General features: G+C 71.2%; 25 protein-coding genes. 15 read left to right on the top strand and 10 right to left on the bottom strand.

What is annotated here, in order from left to right:
• Window positions 1–90 precede the first annotated feature (90 nt).
• Window positions 91–1,395 carry a carboxylate--amine ligase gene (locus AC067Z_RS35900; RefSeq protein WP_478793852.1) on the top strand — a complete coding sequence of 435 codons (1,305 nt, stop codon included), beginning with the start codon at window positions 91–93 and terminating at the stop codon, window positions 1,393–1,395.
• Complete coding sequence (locus tag AC067Z_RS35895) at window positions 1,377–2,651, top strand: NAD(P)-binding domain-containing protein (RefSeq protein WP_478793839.1); 1,275 nt, start codon at window positions 1,377–1,379, stop codon at window positions 2,649–2,651. The genes AC067Z_RS35900 and AC067Z_RS35895 overlap by 19 nt, the downstream gene beginning before the upstream one ends.
• 21 nt (window positions 2,652–2,672) lie before the next feature.
• On the opposite strand, the gene AC067Z_RS35890 is transcribed toward AC067Z_RS35895, so the two are convergent.
• Entirely contained in the window at window positions 2,673–2,939 is a 267-nt protein-coding gene (locus tag AC067Z_RS35890; protein ID WP_478793838.1) for a hypothetical protein, read from the bottom strand.
• A gap of 214 nt (window positions 2,940–3,153) precedes the next feature.
• Here AC067Z_RS35890 and AC067Z_RS35885 point away from each other — a divergent pair, with 214 nt between their 5' ends.
• Window positions 3,154–3,654, top strand: a complete 501-nt coding sequence (locus AC067Z_RS35885) for a DUF5949 family protein (protein ID WP_478793837.1) — start codon at window positions 3,154–3,156, stop codon at window positions 3,652–3,654.
• Window positions 3,655–3,723: 69 nt separating this feature from the next.
• On the opposite strand, the gene AC067Z_RS35880 is transcribed toward AC067Z_RS35885, so the two are convergent.
• The gene (locus AC067Z_RS35880; RefSeq protein ID WP_478793836.1) at window positions 3,724–4,980 is read right to left on the bottom strand and encodes a cytochrome P450; all 1,257 of its coding nucleotides are present in this window, start codon (window positions 4,978–4,980) and stop codon (window positions 3,724–3,726) included.
• Between the two features lie 467 nt (window positions 4,981–5,447).
• Between AC067Z_RS35880 and AC067Z_RS35875 the strand changes: the two genes are divergently transcribed.
• From AC067Z_RS35875 to AC067Z_RS35865, 3 genes are all read left to right on the top strand, one after another.
• The gene (locus tag AC067Z_RS35875; protein ID WP_478793835.1) at window positions 5,448–5,660 is read left to right on the top strand and encodes a hypothetical protein; all 213 of its coding nucleotides are present in this window, start codon (window positions 5,448–5,450) and stop codon (window positions 5,658–5,660) included.
• A gap of 110 nt (window positions 5,661–5,770) precedes the next feature.
• Window positions 5,771–6,280 (top strand): tyrosinase family oxidase copper chaperone, encoded by a 510-nt coding sequence (locus tag AC067Z_RS35870; RefSeq protein ID WP_478793834.1) that lies wholly within the window; start codon window positions 5,771–5,773, stop codon window positions 6,278–6,280.
• A gap of 22 nt (window positions 6,281–6,302) precedes the next feature.
• A complete protein-coding gene (locus tag AC067Z_RS35865; protein WP_478793833.1) occupies window positions 6,303–7,163 on the top strand; it encodes a tyrosinase family protein in 861 nt (286 codons plus the stop codon).
• 156 nt (window positions 7,164–7,319) lie between these two features.
• Here AC067Z_RS35865 and AC067Z_RS35860 read toward each other — a convergent pair whose 3' ends face one another.
• Together AC067Z_RS35860 and AC067Z_RS35855 are read right to left on the bottom strand one after the other, a co-directional pair.
• Complete coding sequence (locus tag AC067Z_RS35860) at window positions 7,320–7,583, bottom strand: chaplin (RefSeq protein WP_478793832.1); 264 nt, start codon at window positions 7,581–7,583, stop codon at window positions 7,320–7,322.
• A gap of 99 nt (window positions 7,584–7,682) precedes the next feature.
• Entirely contained in the window at window positions 7,683–8,189 is a 507-nt protein-coding gene (locus tag AC067Z_RS35855; protein ID WP_478793831.1) for a DinB family protein, read from the bottom strand.
• Between the two features lie 50 nt (window positions 8,190–8,239).
• Between AC067Z_RS35855 and AC067Z_RS35850 the strand changes: the two genes are divergently transcribed.
• Window positions 8,240–8,869, top strand: a complete 630-nt coding sequence (locus AC067Z_RS35850) for an alpha-ketoglutarate-dependent dioxygenase AlkB (RefSeq protein ID WP_478793830.1) — start codon at window positions 8,240–8,242, stop codon at window positions 8,867–8,869.
• Here the strand turns inward: AC067Z_RS35850 and AC067Z_RS35845 are convergent.
• Window positions 8,866–10,476 (bottom strand): N-acyl-D-amino-acid deacylase family protein, encoded by a 1,611-nt coding sequence (locus AC067Z_RS35845; RefSeq protein WP_478793829.1) that lies wholly within the window; start codon window positions 10,474–10,476, stop codon window positions 8,866–8,868. The genes AC067Z_RS35850 and AC067Z_RS35845 overlap by 4 nt on opposite strands.
• Window positions 10,477–10,531: 55 nt before the next feature.
• A complete protein-coding gene (locus AC067Z_RS35840; protein ID WP_478793851.1) occupies window positions 10,532–11,806 on the bottom strand; it encodes an alanine racemase in 1,275 nt (424 codons plus the stop codon).
• A gap of 130 nt (window positions 11,807–11,936) precedes the next feature.
• Here AC067Z_RS35840 and AC067Z_RS35835 point away from each other — a divergent pair, with 130 nt between their 5' ends.
• The 5 genes from AC067Z_RS35835 (at window position 11,937) to AC067Z_RS35815 (ending at window position 16,655) form a co-directional block, all read left to right on the top strand.
• Entirely contained in the window at window positions 11,937–12,965 is a 1,029-nt protein-coding gene (locus tag AC067Z_RS35835) for a sugar kinase (RefSeq protein ID WP_478793828.1), read from the top strand.
• Window positions 12,962–13,726: an IclR family transcriptional regulator gene (locus tag AC067Z_RS35830; RefSeq protein WP_478793827.1), complete on the top strand. Its 765-nt coding sequence runs from the start codon at window positions 12,962–12,964 to the stop codon at window positions 13,724–13,726. The genes AC067Z_RS35835 and AC067Z_RS35830 overlap by 4 nt, the downstream gene beginning before the upstream one ends.
• Window positions 13,723–14,127, top strand: a complete 405-nt coding sequence (locus AC067Z_RS35825; RefSeq protein WP_478793826.1) for a RidA family protein — start codon at window positions 13,723–13,725, stop codon at window positions 14,125–14,127. The genes AC067Z_RS35830 and AC067Z_RS35825 overlap by 4 nt, the downstream gene beginning before the upstream one ends.
• 110 nt (window positions 14,128–14,237) lie before the next feature.
• Window positions 14,238–15,710 (top strand): GntP family permease, encoded by a 1,473-nt coding sequence (locus tag AC067Z_RS35820; RefSeq protein WP_478793825.1) that lies wholly within the window; start codon window positions 14,238–14,240, stop codon window positions 15,708–15,710.
• Between the two features lie 168 nt (window positions 15,711–15,878).
• Window positions 15,879–16,655: a hypothetical protein gene (locus tag AC067Z_RS35815; RefSeq protein ID WP_478793824.1), complete on the top strand. Its 777-nt coding sequence runs from the start codon at window positions 15,879–15,881 to the stop codon at window positions 16,653–16,655.
• Window positions 16,656–16,730: 75 nt separating this feature from the next.
• Here AC067Z_RS35815 and AC067Z_RS35810 read toward each other — a convergent pair whose 3' ends face one another.
• On the bottom strand, window positions 16,731–18,071 hold the full coding sequence (locus AC067Z_RS35810; protein ID WP_478793823.1) for a M14 family metallopeptidase: 1,341 nt from the start codon (window positions 18,069–18,071) through the stop codon (window positions 16,731–16,733).
• Window positions 18,072–18,259: 188 nt separating this feature from the next.
• Here AC067Z_RS35810 and AC067Z_RS35805 point away from each other — a divergent pair, with 188 nt between their 5' ends.
• The 3 genes from AC067Z_RS35805 (at window position 18,260) to AC067Z_RS35795 (ending at window position 20,176) form a co-directional block, all read left to right on the top strand.
• Window positions 18,260–18,439: a hypothetical protein gene (locus tag AC067Z_RS35805; RefSeq protein WP_478793822.1), complete on the top strand. Its 180-nt coding sequence runs from the start codon at window positions 18,260–18,262 to the stop codon at window positions 18,437–18,439.
• Window positions 18,436–18,753 (top strand): hypothetical protein, encoded by a 318-nt coding sequence (locus AC067Z_RS35800; RefSeq protein WP_478793821.1) that lies wholly within the window; start codon window positions 18,436–18,438, stop codon window positions 18,751–18,753. The genes AC067Z_RS35805 and AC067Z_RS35800 overlap by 4 nt, the downstream gene beginning before the upstream one ends.
• Window positions 18,754–18,865: 112 nt before the next feature.
• Entirely contained in the window at window positions 18,866–20,176 is a 1,311-nt protein-coding gene (locus tag AC067Z_RS35795) for an Nramp family divalent metal transporter (protein ID WP_478793820.1), read from the top strand.
• Window positions 20,177–20,251: 75 nt separating this feature from the next.
• On the opposite strand, the gene AC067Z_RS35790 is transcribed toward AC067Z_RS35795, so the two are convergent.
• The 3 genes from AC067Z_RS35790 to AC067Z_RS35780 form a co-directional block, all read right to left on the bottom strand.
• The gene (locus tag AC067Z_RS35790) at window positions 20,252–21,949 is read right to left on the bottom strand and encodes a chitinase (RefSeq protein ID WP_478793819.1); all 1,698 of its coding nucleotides are present in this window, start codon (window positions 21,947–21,949) and stop codon (window positions 20,252–20,254) included.
• Window positions 21,950–22,089: 140 nt separating this feature from the next.
• Window positions 22,090–22,536, bottom strand: a complete 447-nt coding sequence (locus AC067Z_RS35785) for a hypothetical protein (RefSeq protein ID WP_478793818.1) — start codon at window positions 22,534–22,536, stop codon at window positions 22,090–22,092.
• Window positions 22,533–23,135 (bottom strand): hypothetical protein, encoded by a 603-nt coding sequence (locus AC067Z_RS35780; protein WP_478793817.1) that lies wholly within the window; start codon window positions 23,133–23,135, stop codon window positions 22,533–22,535. The genes AC067Z_RS35785 and AC067Z_RS35780 overlap by 4 nt, the downstream gene beginning before the upstream one ends.
• Window positions 23,136–23,151 lie beyond the last annotated feature (16 nt).

The following is a 23,151-nucleotide window of genomic DNA, read 5'->3' as shown; positions in this document are numbered from 1 at the left end:
TGCCGAAGGGATGCCCGAAGGCACGTTCGTAGGCCATTAGCGAAGAGGCGCGCCCCCATCGGGCCCATCCAGGTGAAAGACGTGACCCGAATGCCGACATTCGACTCCGGAGTACCCGCTCTGCTGCTCCGGCTGGACCGGAATCCGTTCCCTTACGGCACCCTGGGCGCGGTGCGGTCGCTGGGACGTGCGGGGGTGGAGGTGCACGCCGTCGTCGAATCGGCCCGCAGCCCGGTCGCCCGCTCCCGCCATCTGCACCGTGCGCACCCGAGGCCGCCCGGTCCGCCGGAGCCCGAGGCGTTCGTGCGGTCGCTGCTGGAAGCCTCGGACCGGATCGGGCGGCGGGCCGTGCTCATCGCGATGGACGACCTCGCCGCCGTCCTCGTCGCCGCCCACGCGCCCCGGCTCGCGGACCGGTTCCTCTTCCCCGACCAGCCGGGCGACCTGCCCGGCCGTCTCGCGGACAAGGCCGAGCTGGCCGGCCTGTGCGCGGAGGCGGGGATCGCGCATCCGGACACGATGCTGCCCGACAGCGCCGCCGCGGCGGCCGCCGCAGTGCGGCGGATGGGCGTACCGCTGGTGGCGAAGTGGAGCAGGCCGTGGCTGCTGGACCCGGCGACCGGGCTGCGCGGCACCACCCTGGTCGCCTCGCCGGGCGCGGCGGCACGGCTCTTCGAGCGCAGCGGGACAGCCGGCAGCAGGCTGCTGCTGCAGCGGTACCTGCCCGAGGGCCGGCACTCCGACTGGTTCTTCCACGGCTGCTTCGCCGCGGACGCGCGCTGTCTGCACAGCGGCACCGGCCGCAAGGAGCTGTCCTGGCCGCCGCGCACCGGCCGCACCGCGCTGGGGCGCTGGAAGCCCGACGCGCAGGTGGCCGCAGCCGCGCTGCGGCTCGTGCGGACGACGGGCTACCGCGGCATCCTCGCCCTCGGCTTCCGGCGCGACGCGGACGGCACGCACCACCTGTTGAACGTCAACCCGCGGCCCGGCGCACAGTTCCGGCTCTTCACCGGGCCGGACGGGCTCGACGTCGTACGTGCTCTCCACCTCGATCTGACCGGCCGTCCCGTGCCTGCGTCCGCCGACCGGCCGGGGCGGGTCTTCGTCGCCGAGAACTATGCGCTGTTGTCCGCAGCCGCCTCCGCCCGGTGCCGTGCCGCCGTGCCGCTGCGGGCCGTCGGCGGCATCGAGACCGCCTGGTTCGCCGCCGACGACCCGGCGCCGTTCGCCGCGATGGCCGGGGCCTGGCTGGGCCGGGGCCTTGTCGAAGCGGCGCACCGACTGCGCGACGCGCTGGGACCGCCGCCCGCCCCGCCGCGGGACCGACCCGTACGACCCGACACCCCCGACCCCGACCCGAGGAACGAGAGCGCACCATGTACGACTTGGCAGTGATCGGCGCGGGCCCCTACGGGCTCTCCATCGCGGCGCACGCCGCTGCGGCCGGAATGCATCTGCGGGTGTTCGGCGACGTCATGGCCACCTGGCGGAACCACATGCCCGAGGGAATGTTCCTCGAGTCGGAGCCCTCCTGGTCGTCCGGCCTTTCCCACCCGGGTGGCAAGCACACGCTCGGACGGTACGCGGCGCTGAACGGCTTCGGGGCCGTGCACGGACACCCGCTCCCCGTCGGCATGTTCACCGACTACGGGACCTGGTTCGCCGAACACGCCGTACCCGCCGTGGACGAACGCCGCGTCACACGCGTAGCCGCCGAAGCGGACGGATTCCGGGTCGAGACCGCCGACGGGGAGAGCACCCGGGCCCGTACGGTCGCGGTCGCCGTCGGCATGCTGCCTTTCGTCGACGTCCCCGACGCGCTCTCCGCACTCCCGGACGAGCTGTGCACGCACAGCAGCGGCCACCGCGACCTGGGCCGCTTCGCCGGCCAGGACGTCACCGTCGTCGGCGCCGGTCAGTCCGCCCTGGAGACGGCCGCCCTGCTCACCGAGCACGGGGCACGGCCCCAGCTCGTGGCCCGCACCCGCCGGCTCCGCTGGAACGAGGCACCCGCACCCCTCGACCGGGGACTCCTGCAATCGCTGCGCACCCCGCCCAGCGGCCTGGGCGCCGACTGGAGCACCTGGGCGTGGGCCGAACTGCCCGGCGTCGTCAGAAGACTTCCCGCCCAGGTCCGCCGCCGCCGGGCGGACACCGTGCTCGGCCCCGCAGGCGCCTGGTGGCTGCGCGAGCGCTACGAAGGCCGGGTGCCCGAGCTCCTCGGGCACGTGCTGCGCGGCTCCGGGGTCCGTTCCGACGGCCGGGTACGGCTGGTACTGCGCGGCCCGGACGGCACCAGCCGGTCACTGGACACCGCGCACGTCGTCGCCGCCACCGGGTTCACCCCCGACCTGGAACGGCTGCGGCTGCTCGACGACTGCCTGGTGCGGCGGATCCTGACCGTGCAGGGCACCCGGTCCCCGGAGCTGAGTGCCCGCTTCGAGTCCTCCTGTCCCGGGCTGTTCTTCGCCGGCCTGCTGTCGGCACCGACCTTCGGGCCGTCGATGCGGTTCGTGCACGGGGCGACGTACACCGCGCACCGGCTCGTCTCCGGGGTGAGCGGACGGCTGCGCCGCAGCGCGGGCACGGCCCGGGTGCCACGTCTTTCGGCGGCCTCGCAGGACGTGACGCGGTCCGTCCTCGATCGCTGAGAGGTCCCGGGCCGCCCGGGGTCAGGCCGTGTGCCGGTCGTGGAGCCAGCCCCGGCGCGGCGGCGGGGGAGCGGGGCGGACCTGCTGCTCCTCCACCGACGGCGTCGGGAAGAGCGAGAGCCGCGTCCACTCACCGTCCGGGCGGCCCGGCATGGTCCGGCCGGCGGCCGCCCACTCGCGCGCCAGCTGGTCGTAGATCGGGCTGCTGCCGGGTGGCGGAGCCGTCGGCGCCGAATCCGTTCTCGTCTGGATGCGCTGCCAACGAGCCGGCGCGGTAATCCTTGCCATACCGCGGCAAACGCCCACCGGGCACCCGAGGTCACTGCTCGGCCGGAGGGCTGGGGTACGGGTGGAACGGCCTTTCGAGCGCACCGCCCGTTCGGGTGCGGGTGATCGGCCGCCGGTCTCCGGCTCACCGACGGGGGACCTGCGTCGCCCGGTTCACCCGCGCAGGTGAACGGAGCAACGGCAGGGGTCCGGCCGGGCACTAGGGTGCCGAGCCATGACCACTGCAAAATCCCCCAAAGCGACCGTCGACCGCGGCCAGTTGGGCACCCTCGCCCTGCTCGCCTGGACCGGCGACCCGGCCCAGGGGCACGACACGCCCTACCTGATGGCCTACTCCCTCGGCGACGGCACGGGCGGTGCCGAAGCGGCCGGCAGCGCCGTCCGCGCGATGATCGCGGAGCTCGGGCTCGCCACCGGAGACGTCATGCACGACCACACCGGCCGGAGTGTCTCCCCGATCCATCTGCTGGTCCAGGCCGGCCAGGCCGTCGTCACCATGCCGTACCTGCACGCCCAGTGCCCGGCGCCCGCCGAATGGCTGGCCGCCGCCGACCAGCGAGGACATGTGCACTTCATGATCGCAGGGCGTGCCTGGCCGGAGGCGAAGCCCGGCGAGCCCGTCTCCGAGGAGACACTGGAGGCCTTCCTCGGCGACGAGGCTGCGCTCACCGACACCGCCCATGTCCTGCTCCCGGTGTCCGCCCTGCGCGGCTGAGCAGCCGGTGTCCCGGCCCAGCGGGCTCGGGCACCGGCCCTCGGTACGCCTGCCCGGCCCGCACGCCGCTCACCGCACGTCGAACGCGAACGGCAGCGTACGGACCCGGTTGTCGAAGCTGGAGTCCACCAGGCCCGGACGGCCGATCGCCCGAAGGGCCCTGGGTCCGGTGAGCAGTTCGTGGAACAGCGCCTTCATCTCCTGCCTGGCGAGATGCGCGCCGAGACAGTGGTGCGGGCCACCCCCGCCGTACCCCAGATGGGGATTGGGGCTGCGCGTGATGTCGAAGGTGTCCGGGTCCGTGAACACCCGCTCGTCACGGTTGGCCGACGCGTAGAAGAGCACGACCTTCTCGCCGGGGCGGAAGGTGCGGCCACCCAGTTCGCACTCGGTCACCACCGTGCGCCGGAACTGGATGATCGGCGTCGAATGCCGCACGATCTCCTCCACCGCACCGTCCGCGTACGTCTCGAAACCGGACTCCAGCAGCGCCCGCTGCTCCGGGTGCTCGGTCAGCAGCGTCAGCCCGTGCGCGATCGCGTTGCGGGTCGTCTCCACCCCGGCCACGAGCAGCAGCGAGAAGAACGCGCCGAGTTGACGCGAGGTCAGTCCCCGGCCGTCGACATCGGCAGCGACCAGGGCGGAGATCAGGTCCCCGGCGGGGCGTCGGCGACGCTCACGGGCCAGCCTCGCCATCGCCAACTGCATATGGGCGAGCGCCCGCAGCCCCCGCCCCGGCATCCGCAGCCCCCGCTGCACGCCCACGTTCTGCGACGCCTGGTCGATCCGCGTGGCGATCTCGGCGCGCTGCTCCCGGGGGATGCCCATCAGATCGCAGATGACCTCGAACGGCATGCGTGAGGCGACCGCCGGGACGAAGTCGTCCGGACGGCTCTCGATCATCTCGTCGACGATGCGCCGTGCCACCTCCCGGATGTTCTCCTCCGCTGCCGCCAGCAGCCTCGGCGTGAACGAACGGGCGACGATACGGCGCAGATCGGCGTGCTCGGGACCGTCCATGTTCACCATCGAATTGCCGAACACGGCCTTCGCCCAGCCGGCGGGTTCGGGCGTCGTGACCCCCGGCGCACTGGCGAACTCGCGCGGCCTGCGGCTCGCCTCCACCACGTCCGCGTGCCTGACCAGTGCGGAGAACGCGCGACCCGGCTGCACGCCGAACCGCACAGGTGCGTCGAGGGTGCGCAGATACGCGAAGGCGGCGAGGCGCTCCGCGCGGGGCCGCCGCCAGAACGACGGGTCGGCGAGATCGACGCCCTCGGCACGGGCGGTGCGCCCGTCCGACTGCCCGGGGATCTTCTTCTCCACAGCAACCTCCTGGTGCTCAGGGCGCCATGCTGGACCAGCCGCGCGTCACCTTCGGTCCCCGTGTTGCTGCGGACGGGGGAGATCTGCACGGGTCGGCCCCTCCTGCTCGTTGTGGCAGGGCAACGGAGACAAGCGCATTCCGGAGGGCATCCGGAAGTGAATCCATGAGGGGACGAATCGAGCGATGAAGTTGACAACCCGCGGGACCATGGCGGCAGTCGTGGCATGCATGGCATCGGCAGCGGGAGCCGCGCCTGCCGTCGCCGGTACGTCGGTGCCGGTCGCGCCGCCGCTCGAGAGCCCGGAGTGGGCGCTGCCCGTCGAGGCTCCCGAGCTGAGCACCGGTGTGCCGGTCCCGGGCGCAGCCGAGGCGTCGCGGCACGGTTCCGAGGAGCTGCTGGCGCACGGCATGGTGCCCGCGGTCCCGTTCACCACCGAGCTGCCCGCCACGCTGCTGGATCTGCCCCGTGGAGAACCCGCTCGGCGAGGGCGACCTCGGTGTCGCCCAGGCGACGACGGAGTCCACCGACATGAAGGTGGCGAGCCCCGGCGCCTCGCTCGGAGCGCCGCTCACGCAGCCGCGCCACGAGTTCGGCCTGCCCGGGACCACGCTGCCCGAGGCCGACCTGATCGCCCCGGTCGTGCAGGGCACCCCGGCCGCCGGACTGCTGCTGAGCTGAGCGGCCCGGACCGCCCCCGGCCGGGCGAGCAACCCTTTCGCCGCGCTCTCGTTGTCAACACCGAAGCAGCGATACATCGCACGAGTGGGACCACGGGGAGGGGCGACGACATGAACCGGAGCACCGGCGGTGCTGGGACAGCAGGCGGCGGCCCCCTCGCCCGCCGCCTGCTGCTGCGCGCCGCCCTGACCGTCGGTGTGCTCGCGGGTACGGCGGGCGCGCTCGTGCCGGTCCTCGCCGCCCGCCGGAGCGGCGTCGCCCGGGAGCGGAAGGCGACCGGCGCGGCGCGGCAGTCGCTGGAGCGGTTCGCCGAGACCTACCGCGGCCGGTACATCCAGGGCAGCGCCACCGTGATGGTCCCCGCCCGCGGAACGCGTGGCCCCGGGGACACGGAGACGGTGCAGGACGCCGCCGCCCGCGAGGCGCGGGCAGCCGCCGTGCCGAGCGTCGAGGTACGCATCGACGGCCGTCCGCTGCATGTCATGCGCCGAGCGGACGGCACGTATCTGAGTCTGGTGAACCACTACGAGTCGTTTCCCACCCTGCGCGATGTGGCGCGCGCCGCCGTCGACGAACTGGGCGATGACCAGCTCTCGTTGACACCCATGCACAGCGTCTGACAGCCGGGAGGGGCAGCACACCGTGTACACCCGCAAGAACCAGCGGAACCTGACCCGTTCGGAGAAGAAACGTCTGGTCGACGCGCTGCTGGCGCTCAAGCGCTCGGGCCGGTACGACGAGTTCGTCAGGATGCACGGCGCGTTCTATGTCTCCGACGCCGAGGAGGGCGCCCGCGCCGCCCATATGACGCCGTCGTTCTTTCCGTGGCACCGCCGGTTCCTGCTGGAGTTCGAGCGCGCCCTGCAGAAGGTCGACTCCGGGGTGTCCATCCCCTACTGGGACTGGACCGTCGACAACAGCCCCGCATCCTCGCTGTGGGCGGAGGACTTCATGGGCGGCACCGGCCGGCGCACCGACCGCCAGGTGATGACCGGCCCGTTCGGCCGCAACAACGGGAAGTGGCCGATCAACACCCGTATCACCGACGGCAAGTACCTCACCCGCGATCTCGGCAGGCCGCGCAACCCGGTCTCCCTGCCCACCAAGTCCGACGTGGCACAGGCGCTGGCCGACCCGGTCTACGACGCGGCGCCCTGGGACTCCACCGCGAAGACCGGGTTCCGTAACCGGATCGAGGGGTGGAACCGGGGCGGCGAGGACCGCTGGCGAAACCACAACCGGGTCCACCGCTGGGTCGGCGGTCTGATGATGGGCGCCACCTCGCCCAACGATCCGGTGTTCTGGCTCCATCACGCCTTCGTGGACCTGCTGTGGGTGCGCTGGCAGAAGGCGCATCCGGCGTCGGGCTATCTGCCCCGCAGGAAGCCGGCGCGGTCCGATCCTGCGCACGGCCAGATCTTCGCCCTCGACGATCCGATGCCGCCGTGGAACGTGAAGCCGTCGGCGCTGCTCGACCATACGCGCCACTACCGCTACGTATGAGCCGTGAGCCGAGGGCCGTGAGCCGAAGGCCGGCCGGGATGACGTCATCCCGGCCGGCCCTTTCGTGTCCCGTGCGTGACGGAAGGCGTCCGCACATGACTGCGGCCTCCCCCCGCATGGCGGGGGGAGGCCGCAACAAAAGCGGGTGTCCGGTGCTCAGTAGGCCTCGTGGTGGCCACCGTCGACGTTGACGCACTCGTTGCCGAAGGCCGGGTTGAGCAGCGCGATGACGTTCACCGTGTTGCCGCAGGCGTTGATCGGGACGTGGACGGGAACCTGGACCGCGTTGCCGGAGGCGAGCCCCGGGGAACCGACTGCCGCACCGTGCGCTCCGGCGTCGGCGGCAGCCATGCCGGCGCCGCCGGCGAGGATGGCACCCGTGCCGGCGACAACGGCGGCGGCCTTCGCGATACGCGACATCAACTTCTCCTTGCAGGACGAGAGGTGACCGCAGGGGTTTGCGGTCATCACTCCCCGTTCAACGCGGAAAGCGGACCCCGGTAACGGATCAGGACAAAGTCAGACCCCAACGGTTCCGTCGACGCCCTCGCGGAGGAAATCGGCGTGGCCGTTGTGGCGGGCGTACTCGTGGATCATGTGCAGCATCAGCATCCGGACCGAGACCTTGTCCTGCCACTTCTCCACCCACACCGTCCGGTCGAGCGACTCGGTCGCGGCCTCGATACGGCGCGCGTGCTCCACCTCGGTACGCCAGGCGGCGAACGCCTCGGAGGCGGTGGCCTCGCTCGCGTCGTAGGCCACCTGGAAGTCGCCCTCGTCCGACCACACCAGCGGGATGTCCTCGCCGTTGATCACCCGGCGGAACCAGGCGCGCTCCACCTCCGCCATGTGCCGGACGAGGCCCAGCAGGGACAGCGTCGACGGCGGCATCGAGCGCCGGCGCAGGTCCTCGTCGCCCAGGCCCTCGCACTTCTTTGCGAGCGTGGCCCGGTGGAAGTCGAGGCAGGCGCGCAAGGTCTCGCGCTCGCCGGCTCGCGAGGGCGGACTGACCCGTTCGGTGGTCACGACCGGTCTCCTTCGTTCATGTGTTCGGTTTTGGGTCTACTGTGGAAGACATGGCAGCACATCTCCAGGGTTCGCTCTTCGACCTGACGGACGAGATCGGCCTCGGTCCGCTCGACGGCGTGCGGCGCACAGTGCTCGGCGCCGGTGCGTGGATCGATGTCCTGCCCGGCTGGCTGACCGGCGCGGACGCCCTCTTCGAGGAGCTGGCCGGCGAGGTGCCGTGGCATGCCGAGCGGCGCCGGATGTACGAGCGGATGGTCGACGTGCCCCGCCTCCTCGCCTACTACCGGGAGGGCGACGGACTGCCGCACCCCGTGCTGGACCGGGCTCGCGACGAACTGTCCGCGCACTACGCCGACGAGCTGGGAGAGCCTTTCGTGACGGCCGGGCTCTGCTACTACCGCGACGGCCACGACAGCGTGGCCTGGCACGGCGACCGGATCGGGCGGGGCGCGCGCGAGGACACCATGGTCGCCATCCTGTCCGTCGGCGCCCCGCGCGATCTCGTCCTGCGCCCCCGGCACGGCGGCGGGGACGTGGTGCGCCGGGCCCTCGGCCACGGCGACCTGATCGTGATGGGCGGCTCCTGCCAGCGCACCTGGGAGCACGCCGTCCCCAAGTCGGCGCGCTCCGTGGGCCCGCGCATCAGCATCCAGTACCGACCGCGGGGAGTGGCCTAGGAAGGCGTGCGGCGTACGGAGCGGCCCGCCAGTACGTCGGTGCGCGCCCCGTCCTCGATCACGAACCGGCCGTCGATCAGCACATGCGGGATCCCCACCGGCAGGGTCCGCGGTGTGTCGAACGTGGAGCCCGCAGCGACCGTGTCCGGGTCGAACAGCACCAGGTCGGCGCGGTAGCCCTCACGGACCAGGCCCCGGTCGGGCAGCCGCAGCCGGGCCGCGGGACGCGAGGTCAGATGCGCGACGGTCTCCTCCAGTGTGAGGATGCCCAGCTCCCGCGCGTACCGGCCGAGATAGTGCGGGAACGTGCCGTACGCACGCGGGTGCGGCTTGGCGCCCTGCAGAATGCCGTCGCTGCCGCCGGTGTGGACGCGATGGCGCATGATCGCGCGGACGTTCTCCTCGTGGCCGACGTGCTGGAGGATCGTCGAGCCGAGCCGGTCCTCGATCAGCAGCCGGCGGGCGGTGGTCCAGGGCGCCTCGCCGCGCCGGTCGGCCGACTGCCGGATCGTGCTGCCCACGTGGTCCGCGTGCGCCGGGTCGCTCACCCCGGAGATCTCGATGGTCTCCCACTCGATCGGCACGCCGTGGCAGCCGTCGGAGCCGGTGACCTCGAGGTGGTGGCGGATCCGCTCCGCCGCCTCGTCGTCCCGCAGCCGGGACAGCACCGCCTCGGGCCCGCCCTCGCCCGCCCAGCTGGGCAGCATCGCGACGAGCGTGGTGCAGCCGGGGGTGTACGGGTAGGTGTCGAGCGTGATGTCCGCGCCCGCGTCCAGAGCGTCGTCGAGCAGCGCGAGCAGCTCGTGCGCCCTGCCCTTGTTCACGCCGAAGTTCATGGTGGCGTGCGCGAGATGCAGCGCGCAGCCGGCGTCGCGGGTGAGGTCGACCATCTCCTCGTACGCCTGGAGGGCGCCCGCGCCGTAGGAGCGGTGATGGGGGCAGTAGTAGCCGTCGTAGCGGGCGACGACACGGCACAGCTCGGTCAGCTCGGCATCGTTCGCGTACATCCCGGGGGTGTACGTCAGCCCGGACGAGAGACCGACCGCGCCCTGCTCCATGCCCTCGGCCACGAGCTGCTTCATACGGGTCAGCTCGGCCTCGGTGGCGGGCCGGTCCTCCCAGCCCATGGCGTGCATGCGGACGGTGCCCTGCGGGATCAGGTACGCGGCGTTGACCGCGATGCCCCGGCCGCCGAAGTTCCGGTCGAGGCGGTCCAGATACTCGCCGACCGTACGCCAGTCGAAGTCGATGTCGGAGCCGTCGCTGTTCCAGCCGGTGATCGCCTTGCGGACGTGCGCGAGGGTGTCGTCGTCGACGGGCGCGTACGACAGCCCGTCCTGTCCGAGGACTTCGAGGGTGACGCCCTGCGCGGCCTTGGCGCTGTGGTCCGGATCGCGCAGGAGGGCGAGATCGGAGTGGGCGTGCATGTCGATGAAACCGGGAGCGAGGGCGAGGCCGTGCGCGTAGAGGGTGCGCTTCCCGGACAGTGCGGGCTCGCCCTCGCGGCGTATCGCGACGATGCGGCCGTCGCGGACGGCGACATCGGCGCGGTAGGCGGGGGCGGCGGTGCCGTCGATCAGACGGACGTCGCGGATGAGGAGGTCCATGCGCGCGCCTTTCTGGGCGGTGGTGGGGTCTGGGCAGGCCGTGGGGGAGTCCCGGTCAGAAGAACGTGCGGATGAAGTCCGTCACCGTTCCGTCCGCCTCCACCACCGGAATCAGCTGCCACTTGTCGAACGACGTGCACGGATGCGACAACCCCATCCCCACCCAGTCCCCGACCTCCAGGCGCACCCCCGGGGAGGTCCTGACCCAGCCGTGCTGGTCGGACAGGCCCGTGACCGAGATGCCCTCGGCCGGGCGGATCTCGCCGGTGCGGCCGTCGCGGACCGCCTGCGCCTCGGGCAGGTCGAGGTCGTACGCCGCGTCCCGCTTGCCCGCGTTGACGAAGGCCTGCTCCGGCGTGGGGCGGGAGACCACCTGCGCCCACAGCCGGAACGCGGGCTGCAGCGCGCCCTCCCCCGGGACCCGGTTGAAGGGGGTGAGATGGCGGTAGTGGCCGTCGTCGTGCGAGACGTATGCGCCGGAGCGCAGCAACTTCAGTACGGGAGCGGACAGTTCGGGGATGTCCGCGAAGACATCGGCGACCGCGTCGAACCACGCGCTGCCGCCCGCGCTGATCACGATCTCGTCCGTGTCCGCGAAGTAGCCGGCCTTGTCGAACTCGGCGCCGAGCGCGACGAGGCGGCGCAGCCAGGCGCGCACCCGCTCGCCGTCGGCCTCCGGCACCTCGCCCTCGTAGCCGGCGACGCCGACCAGCCGGAGCGTGGCGGACGCCGCCACCGCGTCGGCGACGGCGGCGCAGTCCGTCTCCGTACGGGCCCCGGTGCGTGCGCCGTCGCCCGCGCCCAGTTCGACCACGACCTCCAGGGGGCGCGAGACCCCGTGCAGGGCCGCGTCCATCAGCTCGACGCCGCGCACGGAGTCGACGTAGCAGACGAGGCGGAAGTCGGGGTCGGTGTCGAGCTCGTGCGCGATCCAGCGCAGGGCGGCGGCGTCGACGACCTCGTTGGCGAGGAAGATCCGCCGGATCCCGTACGCGCGGTAGACGCGCACCTGGTGCGGCACGGCGGCAGTGATGCCCCAGGCGCCGCGTTCCAGCTGGCGCGCGAAGAGCTGCGGCGACATGGAGGTCTTGCCGTGCGGTGCGAAGGCGAGGCCGTGTCGCTCGGAGTACGTCTCGAGGAGGGCGAGGTTGTGCTCGACCGACTCGGCGGAGAGGGCGAGAACGGGGGTGGTGAATCCGCCGGTGAAGAGATTGCGGCGGGCGGCTGCCAGTTCGCCGACGGTCTGGCCCTCGGCGTCGGGCGGCAGCGCCTTGAAGCGGTGGTCGACCCGTTCGTCGGCGAGTCGTGCGACGGCGTTGTCGGCGGCCATGAGGGGACCCTCCTCCGGGCGTTGCGTCATGTGCAACGCTCATTGCGTATTTCGCTTATCGCTGTTTAACATCCGAGCCAACGCCGGGTCAATGGTGCCCGGCACCGACCAGCGAGGAGCCCCCGCGATCATGACCGCGAGCGTGCAGGCACCCGTGGACGTCGTCTGCCTCGGCGAGTCCATGGTCACGTTCCTGCCCACCCGGGACGGCCGCCTCGCCGATGTCCCGTCGTTCGTCCGCGGCATCGGCGGAGCGGAATCCAACGTGGCGTGCGTCCTGGCCGCGGCGGGACACCGCACGCGGTGGGTCGGCCGGGTGGGTGCGGACGGGTTCGGCGAGCACCTGGTGGAGGCCATCGCGTCGTACGGGGTGGACACCTCTGCCGTGCAGCGCGACGCGGAGCGGCCCACCGGCATCTACTTCCGTACGTCCGGCGACCGCGCTGCGGACGACCACGAGGTCGTCTACTACCGGGCGGGTTCGGCGGCCTCCGCGATGTCCACGGCGACGGTCCCCAGGGACGCCGTCGACTCCGGCCGTCTGCTCCATCTCTCCGGTATCACCGCGGCCCTGTCCGACGACTGCCTCGCCCTGATGCGCGACCTGACCGCCCGGCGGGAGGGCAGGCCCCTCGTCTCGTTCGACGTGAACCACCGTCCGGGACTGTGGCGCACCCCGTCCGACGCGCAGGTCCTCCTCGACCTGGCCCGCGGGGCGGACATCGTGTTCGTGGGAGAGGACGAGGCGGAGGAGGCATGGGGGCTGCGAGGCGTCGACTCCATCGGGGAGGCGCTGCCGGAGCCGTCGCTGCTGGTGGTGAAGCAGGGCGCGCGCGGGGCGACGCTGTTCAGCCGTGACGGTCACGGCGCCGTGACCCACGTGCACGCCCCCACCGTCGACGTCGTCGCCGCCACCGGCGCCGGCGACGCCTTCGCCGCCGGTTTTCTCTCCGCCACCCTCCGCGGGCTGGCGGCGAAGGACTCGCTGCGGCGGGGGCACCTCTTCGCCGCCGCCGCGCTCACCGTCCCCGGCGACCTCGGTGCGCCGCCCGACACCGCGCACGCCGACCGGCTCGCGGCCCGCGACGACGACGCCTGGGGGACACTGCACCTCGGCCCCGGGTGGACGGGGCAGACCGAGGAGGTACGTACGCCATGAGCCAGACCGTCGACCGTGCGCTGAGCATCCTGCCGCTGCTCGCGCAGGGTCCCGCCGACCTGGGACAGGTCGCCGACCGGCTCGGCGTCCACAAGTCCACCGCCCTGCGGCTGCTGCGCACCCTGCACGAGCACGGGCTCGTCTACCGGCAGCAGGACCAGCGCTACCGCCTCGGCGCCCGGCTGTTCGCGCTCGCGCAGGAGGCCGTGGAGAACCTCGACGTACGCGAGATCGCGCACCCCCATCTCGTCGCACTGAACGAGCAGATCGGCCACACCGTGCACCTCGCCGTGTACGAGGAGAGCGAAGTCCTCTACATCGACAAGGTCGAGAGCCGCTACCCGGTCCGGATGTACTCCCGGATCGGCAAGCCCGTCGCGATCACGGTCGCGGCTGTGGCGAAGCTGCTCCTCGCCGACCTGCCGGAAGCCGAGCGGCGGGCCGTCGCCGAGAAGCTCGACTTCCCCATGTACACGTCCCGTTCGACCCCGAACGCGCCCGCCTTCCTCAAGGAGCTGGCAAGTGTTCGCGAACAGGGCTGGGCCACCGACCTCGGCGGCCACGAGGAGTCCATCAACTGCATCGCGGCCCCCATCCGCGGTGCGGACGGCCGGGTCGTAGCCGCCATGTCGGTGTCCGCGCCGAACGTCGTCGTCACAGCCGACGAACTCCTCACCCTCCTCCCGCTGGTGCGCCGCACCGCCGACGCGATCACGCGGGAGTACTCAGGACACACCCCCCAGAAGGAAGCACGCGCATGAGCGAGAAGACCGCGATCACCCCGAGCACCCACACCGCGCCTCCCGCGAAGTTCTCCCACGGGGTCAGGAAGGGCAACATCCTCCAGGTCGCCGGCCAGGTCGGATTCCTCCCCGCCGTCGAGGGACAGGCCCCCACCCCGGCCGGCCCGACACTGCGCGAGCAGACCCTCCAGACCCTGGCCAACGTCAAGGCCGTCCTCGAGGAGGGCGGCGCGAGCTGGGACGACGTGATGATGATCCGCGTCTATCTCACGGACACCGCCCACTTCGCCGAGATGAACGAGATCTACAACGAGTACTTCCAGGACCTGACGGTGGCCCCCGCCGCCCGTACCACGGTCTATGTCGGTCTCCCCGCCGGCCTGCTCATCGAGATCGACGCCCTGGCGGTCCTCGGCTGACCCTGGGCTGATCCCACTGAATTCCCCGCTGTACGGCACGGCGCGCTTCCCCGATGCGCCGTGCCGCGCTCCCCCCTTGCCGAAAACCGCCTCCAGCCGAAGGAATCCCGATGTTTCTCGCCGCTGACGCGCCCCCACCACCCACTCCCCACACCGGTGGGCTGCTCACGATCATCGACGGCACCGCGGGTCTGCTCACCGTCGCCGCTCTCGGAATCGCGCTTCTGCTGCTCCTGATCATCAAGGTGCGGCTGCAGCCGTTCGTCGCGCTGCTCGCCGTCTCCATAGCCGTCGGTCTCGCCGCCGGTCTGTCGGTGACCGAACTGTTCGGCACGGTCCAGCGATCCGCTGCGATATCCGTCATCGAGACAGGCATGGGCGGCATCCTCGGCCATGTCGCCATCATCATCGGCCTCGGCACCATGCTGGGCGCCATCCTCGAAGTGTCCGGCGGCGCCGAGGTGCTGAGCTCGCGACTGCTCGGGCTGTTCGGCGAGAAGCGGGCCCCGCTCGCCATGGGCCTCACCGGCGTGATCTTCGGTATCCCCGTCTTCTTCGACGTCGGCATCTTCGTCCTCGCGCCGATCGTCTACGCGGCCGCCAAGCGGTCCGGCAAGTCGATCATCCTCTACGCGATGCCGCTGCTCGCCGGTCTGTCGATGACCCACGCCTTCCTGCCGCCGCACCCCGGACCGGTCGCCGCCGCGGGCCTGTTCAACGTCTCCCTCGGCTGGGTCCTCCTCATGGGCTTCGTGGTCGGCATACCGGCCGTCATCGCCGCCTGGGTCTACGCCGCGTGGATCGGCAAGCGCCTGTTCGTCGAGGTGCCCCTGGACATGGTCGAGGCCGCCGAGGACGCCAAGGCCGCGATCATCGCCGAGCAGACCGCCACGGGCCGTGAGCCGCAGGAGCGGCCGGTGTCCCTTGCGACGGTGCTGATCATCATCGGAACGCCGCTGGTGCTGATCCTCGCCGCGACGTTCTCCTCCATCGCACTCGACGAGTCCACCCTGCGCTCGGTCATCGAGTTCTTCGGCAGCCCGTTCGTCGCGCTGACCATCGCGCTGTTCCTCGCCTACTACCTGCTGGGCTTCCGCCGGGGCTGGTCCCGCAAATCGCTGGAGTCCGTGTCGACGTCGTCGCTGAAGCCGGTCGGCAACATCCTGCTCGTCGTCGGCGCCGGCGGTGTCTTCGGCGCGGTGCTCAAGGCGAGCGGCGTCGCGCAGGCACTGTCGGACACGTTCAACGACGTCGGCCTGCCCGTCATCGTGCTGGCGTATCTGATCTCGCTGGTGCTGCGCGTGGCGCAGGGTTCGGCGACCGTCGCGATCGTGACGACCGCGGGCATCGTGCTGCCCCTCGTGGAGAACGGCGACCACTCCCAGGCCTTCCTGGCGCTGGTCATCATGGCGATCTCGGCCGGCTCGATCTTCGCCTCGCACGTCAACGACGGCGGGTTCTGGATCGTCTCCAAGTACTTCGGGATCTCCGAGCGGGACACCCTGAAGTCGTGGACGGTCCTGGAGTCGGTCCTGTCGGTCGCGGGCTTCGCGGTGGCGGCAGCGCTGAGTCTGGCGGTCTAGGAACGCGAGGAGTGCGGGGGCCGGTCCGTCGGGGACGGCCCCCGCCGTCCGCTTCCAGGGTCTGCCCGGGCAGACCCGCCGCGGACGGTACAGCCCCCGTCGACGGCGTTCCTTACCCGTTCCACCCCGTGCCCCATGCCGATCCGGACAGAGCCTAGGATCTGTCGGATGCTTACGTCCGAGGAAGTCCGCGCATGGGTGTGCGCGCAGTACGGCCCCCGCCATGCCGACCGGCGGATCACCGACATCGGATTCGCGTACTCCGTCGACACCCGGCCGGACGCCGTCCTGGACGGCGGTGCCGTGCCGGTGGACGGCGCCGGGCCCGCGATCGTCGTCAAACGGACCGGCGGCATCTGGCAGTTCGGCTCCCACCCGATGTTCCTGCCGCTCTACGCGACCCGCACCGAGGACGACTTCCGCCGCACGCTGGCGGCCCTGCTGCCGCAGTGCGACCCGGACGCGCCACCGCAGACGATCGCTCCGGGCGCGCACGCGTCGCCGCCCGCCTCTCCGCCCGGTTTCGGCCCGGCCTTCGAGCCGGCCCCGTCACCCGCGTACGGGCCGCCGGTCCACGCGCCCGGGCCGCCGGTCCACGGGCCCGGACTGCCGGTCCACGGGCCCGGACTGCCGGTCCACGGGCCCGGCCCCGCGGCTGTCGCCGGTCCGGAGTTCATCGCGGCCGACAGGAACAACGCGGTGCTCGTCGATGCGGCAGGCGTCTCCTTCGACCAGGGGCATCTGCACGTCGAGTTCGGCTGGCACGAGGTCCGGGCGATGCACCACGCCGTCCTCGGCCTCTGCCTCGTCGTCACTGTCGAGCACATGAACGGCGCGCGCTACGAGTGCCGGGTCGGCACCAGGCGTCAGGCGCGTCTTCGGGACTGGTGCGCGCAGCTGGCGCCGGTGGTCGGTCACTACCTCGGCGGCCACCGGCCTGCGTGACGGCGTGAGAGGTGCGGCCGGGAAAGGCGCCCGGGACCGCGTGGTCCCGGACGCCCGCTCACCCCTGCCGCTTGGTCACCCGGCGCAGTACTGGCCCTCCTTGCCGATCGAGCGGTACATGCAGTCCGAGTTCTCCAGGAGCTGCAGCACGGCGTCCCGGTTGCGGCTGGTCTCGCGTTCGATCACCTCGTCGGGCGGGTAGAAGCCGCCACCGCCGAAGCCCGAGGGATACATCTCGAAGGTGTACGCGAAGATCTTCTGGTTGCCCCACAGCCAGTCGTCGATCGACCCGTCCGTGATGTAGAGGTCGCTGGACTGCTCGGGCGTGTAGCCGTTGCTCGCCGCCATCTTCCCGCCCACCGCGGCGAACGCGTCACGGTCGTCCTGCGTCATGCCGGGCGCGGTGTCGGCGTTGGTGTAGCCGTAGGGCCACAGCACCAGTTCGCTGTACGTGTGGAAGTCGATGCCGGTCGCGATCTGCTGCTTGCCGCCGACGACGCGGCTGCGCACGAAGTCCGCGACGACCTTGACCTCGGGCGCGGACTCGGCGGCCCGGCCGCGGTAGGTCTCGGAGGAGGTGGAGCCCGAGGAGCCGCCGCAGCAGCCCCACTTGAAGTTCCAGTTGCGGTTCATGTCGGTGCCCACGGCCGACGAGCCGGTGTTGGGCTGCCGGTTCTTGCGCCAGCTGCGGTAGGAGCCGGTGGCGATGTCGTACTCGCCGCCGTCCGGGTTGAGGTCCGGGACGATCCAGACCTCGCGGCCGTTGACGGCATTGGTGATCCGCGAGTCACTGCCGTAGTCCTCGCCGAACTCGCGCAGCAGGTACAGCGCCATCTCGACGGTGAGGTGCTCGCGCGCGTGCTGGTGGTGCGTGAAGAGGACCTCGGGTTCGTTCTCGTCCGTGCCGACGTTGTCGCTGATCTTGATGGCGACGATGTCCCGGCCCTGGTAGCTCTTGCCGATGACGCGCTTGCTCATGATGTTCGGGTACTGGGCGATGCGCTGGTCGATCTCGGCGTTCATCTCGGCGTAGTTGTGGTACCTGGCGTCGGCCGAGGGGAAGTCGAACAGCTTCACGTCCGCCGTGGTGCGCCGCGCGGGCGGGGCGGGGAGTGCCTTGAGCGTGTGACCGAGGGCGCGCAGCCTCTTCGCCTGTGCGGCATCGGCGCTGACGACGATGGTGTGGTCGTCGACCTCGTCGATCGTGACACCGGTGGCGGCGACGGCTGTGCGTTCGGCGACGCTGTCGGGGCCGTGGATCTGGTACTGCCTGGTCTGCTCCTCCTCCACGGCGGAGGGCGTCGGCCGGTCGGACGGCGTCGAGGCGCCTGCGGTGAGGGGTACCGCCATGGCGAGCGCGAGTCCGGCCGCGAGGGTGGCGGCCTTCCTCCTGCTCGCACGGATACGAAGTCGCATGCTGTCTCCTGGGTGGGGAGTTGTGGGGGGTTGTTCAGTTGCGACGCGGGTGGTGCAGTGTTCGGAGTCGTTCGCGCACATCGTCGCGAGCTGGCATGGACCCGTCAAGGCTGACTCCCGGTCAGGTACGCTCTTCCCGCGTCGGGGTGATCGTTATCCGGCGCGTACGGGGGAAGAGGGAAAGATCCATGGCCCTCAAGGAGGAGAGCGGCTTCGACGACGTGCCGGCCGAGGAAATGACGCGTGAGCAGCGCCAGGAACTGGCCGCCCGCTACAACGGTGGCCCGTACTGGGAGTCCGGCAGGGCGCAGAACTACGGCCGTGACTTCGACAGGAGTCTCGACGAGGCAGGGGGTGCACTGAAGTGAGCGGAGCGGCCGGAGCGCCGGTCTTCGGCCGGGCTGCGTGGGGCGTCGTCCTTGTACTCGCCGATCTCCTCGGCCTCTACGTCGGTTATGCGGCCCTGCTCATCCAGCCCGAGGGCGCCTACGACGACAGCGCGCTGAGCGGGATCGCGGCGGCGTCGGTCATGCTGAGCGTGATCGGGGTGTGTACGCTGCTGCTCGCGCTCGTGCCCATGAGCAAGGACGTACTCAACCGGTGGTGGCTCTTGGCGCCCGCCGCGTTCACCGTGCTCGGTGTCGCCCGACTTGTGCACATCGACTACGCCTACCCCATGTGACCGGCAGTCCCGGCGCGCCCCGCTGCTGCCCGACCCCTTGTGCGATCAGCGGCTTCACGCTTTGGTGGCGGTGATCCATAGTGACGGGGGACGAGTCGGCGGGAGGCGCGGGATGGCCGGGACCACCGGAAACGCGAGCACAGGACAGGACATCTCCGTACCTCGGAAGTCCAGCTGGAGATACATCGGACCCGGCATCGTCGTCGCCGCCACCGGCGTCGGTGCCGGTGACCTCGTCGCGACGCTCATCGCGGGAAGCAAGTTCGGGTACACACTGATGTGGGCGGCCGTCATCGGCTGCGTCGTGAAGATCTCGCTCGCCGAGGCGTGCGGCCGCTGGCATCTCGCAACCGGTCGCACCCTCTTCGAGGGCTGGCGCTCCCTCGGGCAGTGGACCACCGTCTACTTCGCGATCTACGTGGTCGTGTGGGGCTTCATCTACGGCGCGACCGCCATGTCCTCAAGCGCCCTGCCGATCGTCGCGCTCTTCCCCGACGGGCCGGGGCTCAAGACCTGGGCGGTGCTGACCGGGCTCATCGGCCTGGTGTTCGTCTGGTTCAACCAGTACGCCGTCTTCGAGAAGGTCATGACCGTCCTGATCGGCGTGATGTTCGTGGTCGTCGTGTATGTCGCGATCCGCGTCGCCCCCGACATCGGGGCCGCTTTCGCGGGACTGGTCCCGGTGCTCCCCGACGGTTCGCTGCTCTACACCCTCGGACTGATCGGCGGCGTCGGCGGCACCATCACCATGGCCGCCTACGGCTACTGGGTGAACGCCAAGGGCTGGACCAACACCGGCTGGATGAAGGTGATGCGTCTCGACAACCGGGTCGCCTACATCACCACCGGCATCTTCGTCGTCGCCATGCTCATCGTCGGCGCCGAGCTGCTGCACGCGTCCCACCTCGCCCTCACCAAGGGTGACCGGGGACTGATCGACCTCGGCGTGATCCTGGAGGACAGGTACGGCGCGGTGACCGCCAAACTGTTCCTGGTCGGCTTCTTCGCGACCTCGTTCTCCTCGCTCATCGGCGTGTGGCACGGCGTGAGCCTCATGTTCGCCGACTTCGTGGAGCGTCTGCAGCGCGACCGCAGAGGAGTTCAGGCCGAGGAGAGCACCGTGGAGGAGGTGGCCGCCGGAACGAAGGAGCGCTCGCTGCCCTTCCGTGCGTATCTGCTCTGGCTGACCTTCCCGCCGATCTCGCTGCTCTTCCTCGATCAGCCGTTCGCTCTGGTGGTGGGGTACGGCGTGCTCGGCGCGTTCTTCATGCCGTTCCTGGCGGGCACACTGCTGTGGCTGCTCAACTCCTCGCGTACGCCCGCCGAGTGGCGCAACGGCATCCTCAGCAACGTGATGCTCGCTGCCGCGGGGCTGCTGTTCGTGGTGCTGTGCGTGCAGCAGGTGCGCGATCTTCCCTGGTAGAGCGGGACGCGACCAGGGCCCGTACCACCGGGGGAGCGGCGGTACGGGCCCTTGTCGTTCAGGGGCGTGCTACGGCTACGGCAGCCCGTGCACGTGCGGGCCCACCGCGTTCGACCAGGCGTTGCCCGCCGTCGCGTCCCAGTTCGTGGACCAGGTCATCGCGCCGCGCAGACCCGGGTAGGTCTTCGAGGGCTTGAACGCGCCGCAGTTGGTGCCGCGGGCCAGGCAGTCCAGCGCGTTCTTCACGATGGACGGGTCGACATAGCCGCTGCCCGCACCCCGTGTCGACGCGGGCACACCCAGGCCGACCTGGGAAGCGTCGAGGCCGCCCTCCAGCTGGATGCAGGCCAGCGCGGTGAGGAAGTCCACCGAGCCCTGCGAGTAGACCTTGCCGTCGCAACCCAGCATCGAACCGCTGTTGTAGTACTGCATGTTGACGACCGTCAGGATGTCCTTCACGGCCAGTGCGGTCTTGAAGTACTCGGTGCCGGTGTTCTGCATGTCGATGGTCTGCGGGGCCATCGTCAGGACCAGCGAGGAGCCCGCCTTCTGCGAGAGCTGGCGCAGCGCCTTGGTCAGGTACGTCGAGTTGATCCCGTGCTCCAGGTCGATGTCGACCCCGCTGAAGCCGTACTCCTGCATCAGCGCGTAGGCGCTGTCGGCGAAGGCGGTGGCGGACGCGTCACTGTTGATGGTGACGTTGCCCTTCTCGCCGCCGATCGAGATGATCACGGACTTGCCCGCGGACTTCTTGGCCGCGATGTCCGCCTTGAAGTCGGCGACGGAGGCGTAGCCGACGGCCGGGTCGAGGTTGAAGGTGATCTGGCCGGGCGTCGCCGTAGAGTCGGCGAACGACACCGCGATGATGTCGTACTGCGACTGCACGTCCCGCAGCTTCTGCACCGTCGCGCCGTTGTTGAAGTTCTGCCAGTAGCCGGTCAGGGCGTGCCTCGGCACGGCCGGGTTGCCCGGATTGCCGGTGGAGCTGGTCCTCCCGGTGACCGCGGGCGACTTCGCGGACTCGCCCGCCGCGTTCGTCGCCGTGACCTGGAACTGGTACGAGGTGTTCGCGGCCAGACCCGTCACCGTCGCCGAGCTGCCGCTCGCCGACAGGACCTTGGAGCCGTCGCGGTACACGTTGTAGCCGGTGGCTCCGGAGACGCCGCCCCAGCTCAGGGCGACGGAGGAGGAGGTCACCGCGCCGACCGAGGGCGTGGCCGGGGCCGCGGGGACGACCGGGTCAGGGTCGGTGCCGCCACCACCGTCGGGGCCGAAGACGCTCACGTCGTCGGCGTAGTAGGCGGCCTGCCCGTACCAGCCGTGGGTGTAGACGGTCACCGACGTGGTGCTCGCACCGGTGGTGAACGTGGTGGACAGCTTGGTCCAGCCGCTGGTGCCGGGCGTCCAGGTGGAGACGTCGGTCGTGCCGGTCCCGCTCGCCCCGAGGTAGGTGTAGCCGCCCTGCACCCATGCGCTCAGCGTGTACGTCGAGTTGGGCTTGACCGTCACGGACTGGGTGCACCTGGCGTTGTCCTGGCCGGCGGGGGTGGCCTTGAGGGCCGACGCGCCGCCGTGGACGGGGGAGGACACCGTGGCGCCGCTGCCGGCGGAACAGGTCCAGTTGGCGAGGCCGGATTCGTAGCCGGCGTTCTTGGCGACGTTGACGTCGGCCGCCTGAGCCGTGCCTGCCGTGCCCATCAGGCCGATCCCGGTGCCGACGGCGAGCGCCAGTCCGGCGCCGAGCCATCTGCGTGCGCGTGTGGTGCGGTCCACTTGCAGCCTCCGGTGGGGGAGTTGGGGATGGAGGTATCCGGAGGAGTCCCGGAACGGTGGCCACCGTGGAGGTACAAGCTGGTCCAGACCAATCTGGTTGTCAAGACCTCTGGCGGAAGCCGCGGCCTCGCCCCGCTGCGTCAGTCCGTCTCCTGCAGACGGTCCGCCGACCACCCGGCGACACACCCCAGCGCCAGTACCGCGTTCGACATCAGCAGCCCCTCGGCGGCCAGTTCCTCCCACTGCACCGCCATGTTGAGCAGCTGGGCCACGACCGGCACGGCGAGCGCGGCGGTCAGATGGCGCCCGGTCGCGCGGCGGAACGGGGCCCGGTGCAGCCGGGCCGCGGCCCATACGGACAGGGCGATGCACAACGCGTTCGGCAGATGGATCGCCACCAGGCGGCCGGTGAAGGTGTCCAGCCGCTCGGGCGGGCCCATGGCGTCGTACACCAGGGTGACCTGAAGGTACTCGCTGAACAGCAGGACGACGATGCCGGCTGCCCACGCCTTCGTCAGCGCGAGGATCCCCGCTTTCGGCCCGTCGTCGCGCCGCGCGGGGGCACCCGTGCCGTCGTAGCGGGTCATGCGACGGCGATGCTGTCGATGATCTTCTTGAGGTCGTTGTCGGACAGCACACCCGTGGCCGCGTCCACCCGCACCGCGTACGCCGACCCGCTGGAATCGAGCCCGGCGACGATCACGCCCGCCACCCGGGTGCCCTTGGCAGGCGTGCCACGCTCGCCGGTCGAGCTGAACGCGAAGTCGATACGCCGCGCCTCCCGGGCCTCCTCCGGCCCGGCCACCCGCAGATCCTCCTGGCCCTTGAGCGTCGAGCCGAGGGCGATCCCCGCCTCGGCCCCGATCGCCGCCTCCTCCACCGAGTCGGCACGGGTGAAGTTCAGCTGCACGGAGATCATCGCCACCGCACGCCCCTTCTCCTCCAGGGTGGCGGCGGCCGCGTTGAACCTGCTGCGCTCGGCCGCGCCCTGCTCGGTGAAGGCGGGCGGACGCGCCACGGTCACGGACGGCGTCCTCAGCTCCGACCAGCCGTCGGGCACCTTCGCGCCCGCCGCCTCGTTCCCGCAGCCGGCGGTGAGGACCGCGGCAACGGCGAGAACCAGCGCCGGCAGCGCCCGCCGCCCACCGGTCCTGCCGCTCACCACGTTGCTGTCTCTGCTGTTCATGCCGTGTGCGCTCCTC

The sequence above is a fragment of the Streptomyces sp. NPDC043812 genome (genome assembly GCF_056436245.1).
The sequence above is the reverse complement of the archived record's forward strand: the minus strand, read 5'-3'. Positions and strand labels throughout refer to the sequence as shown.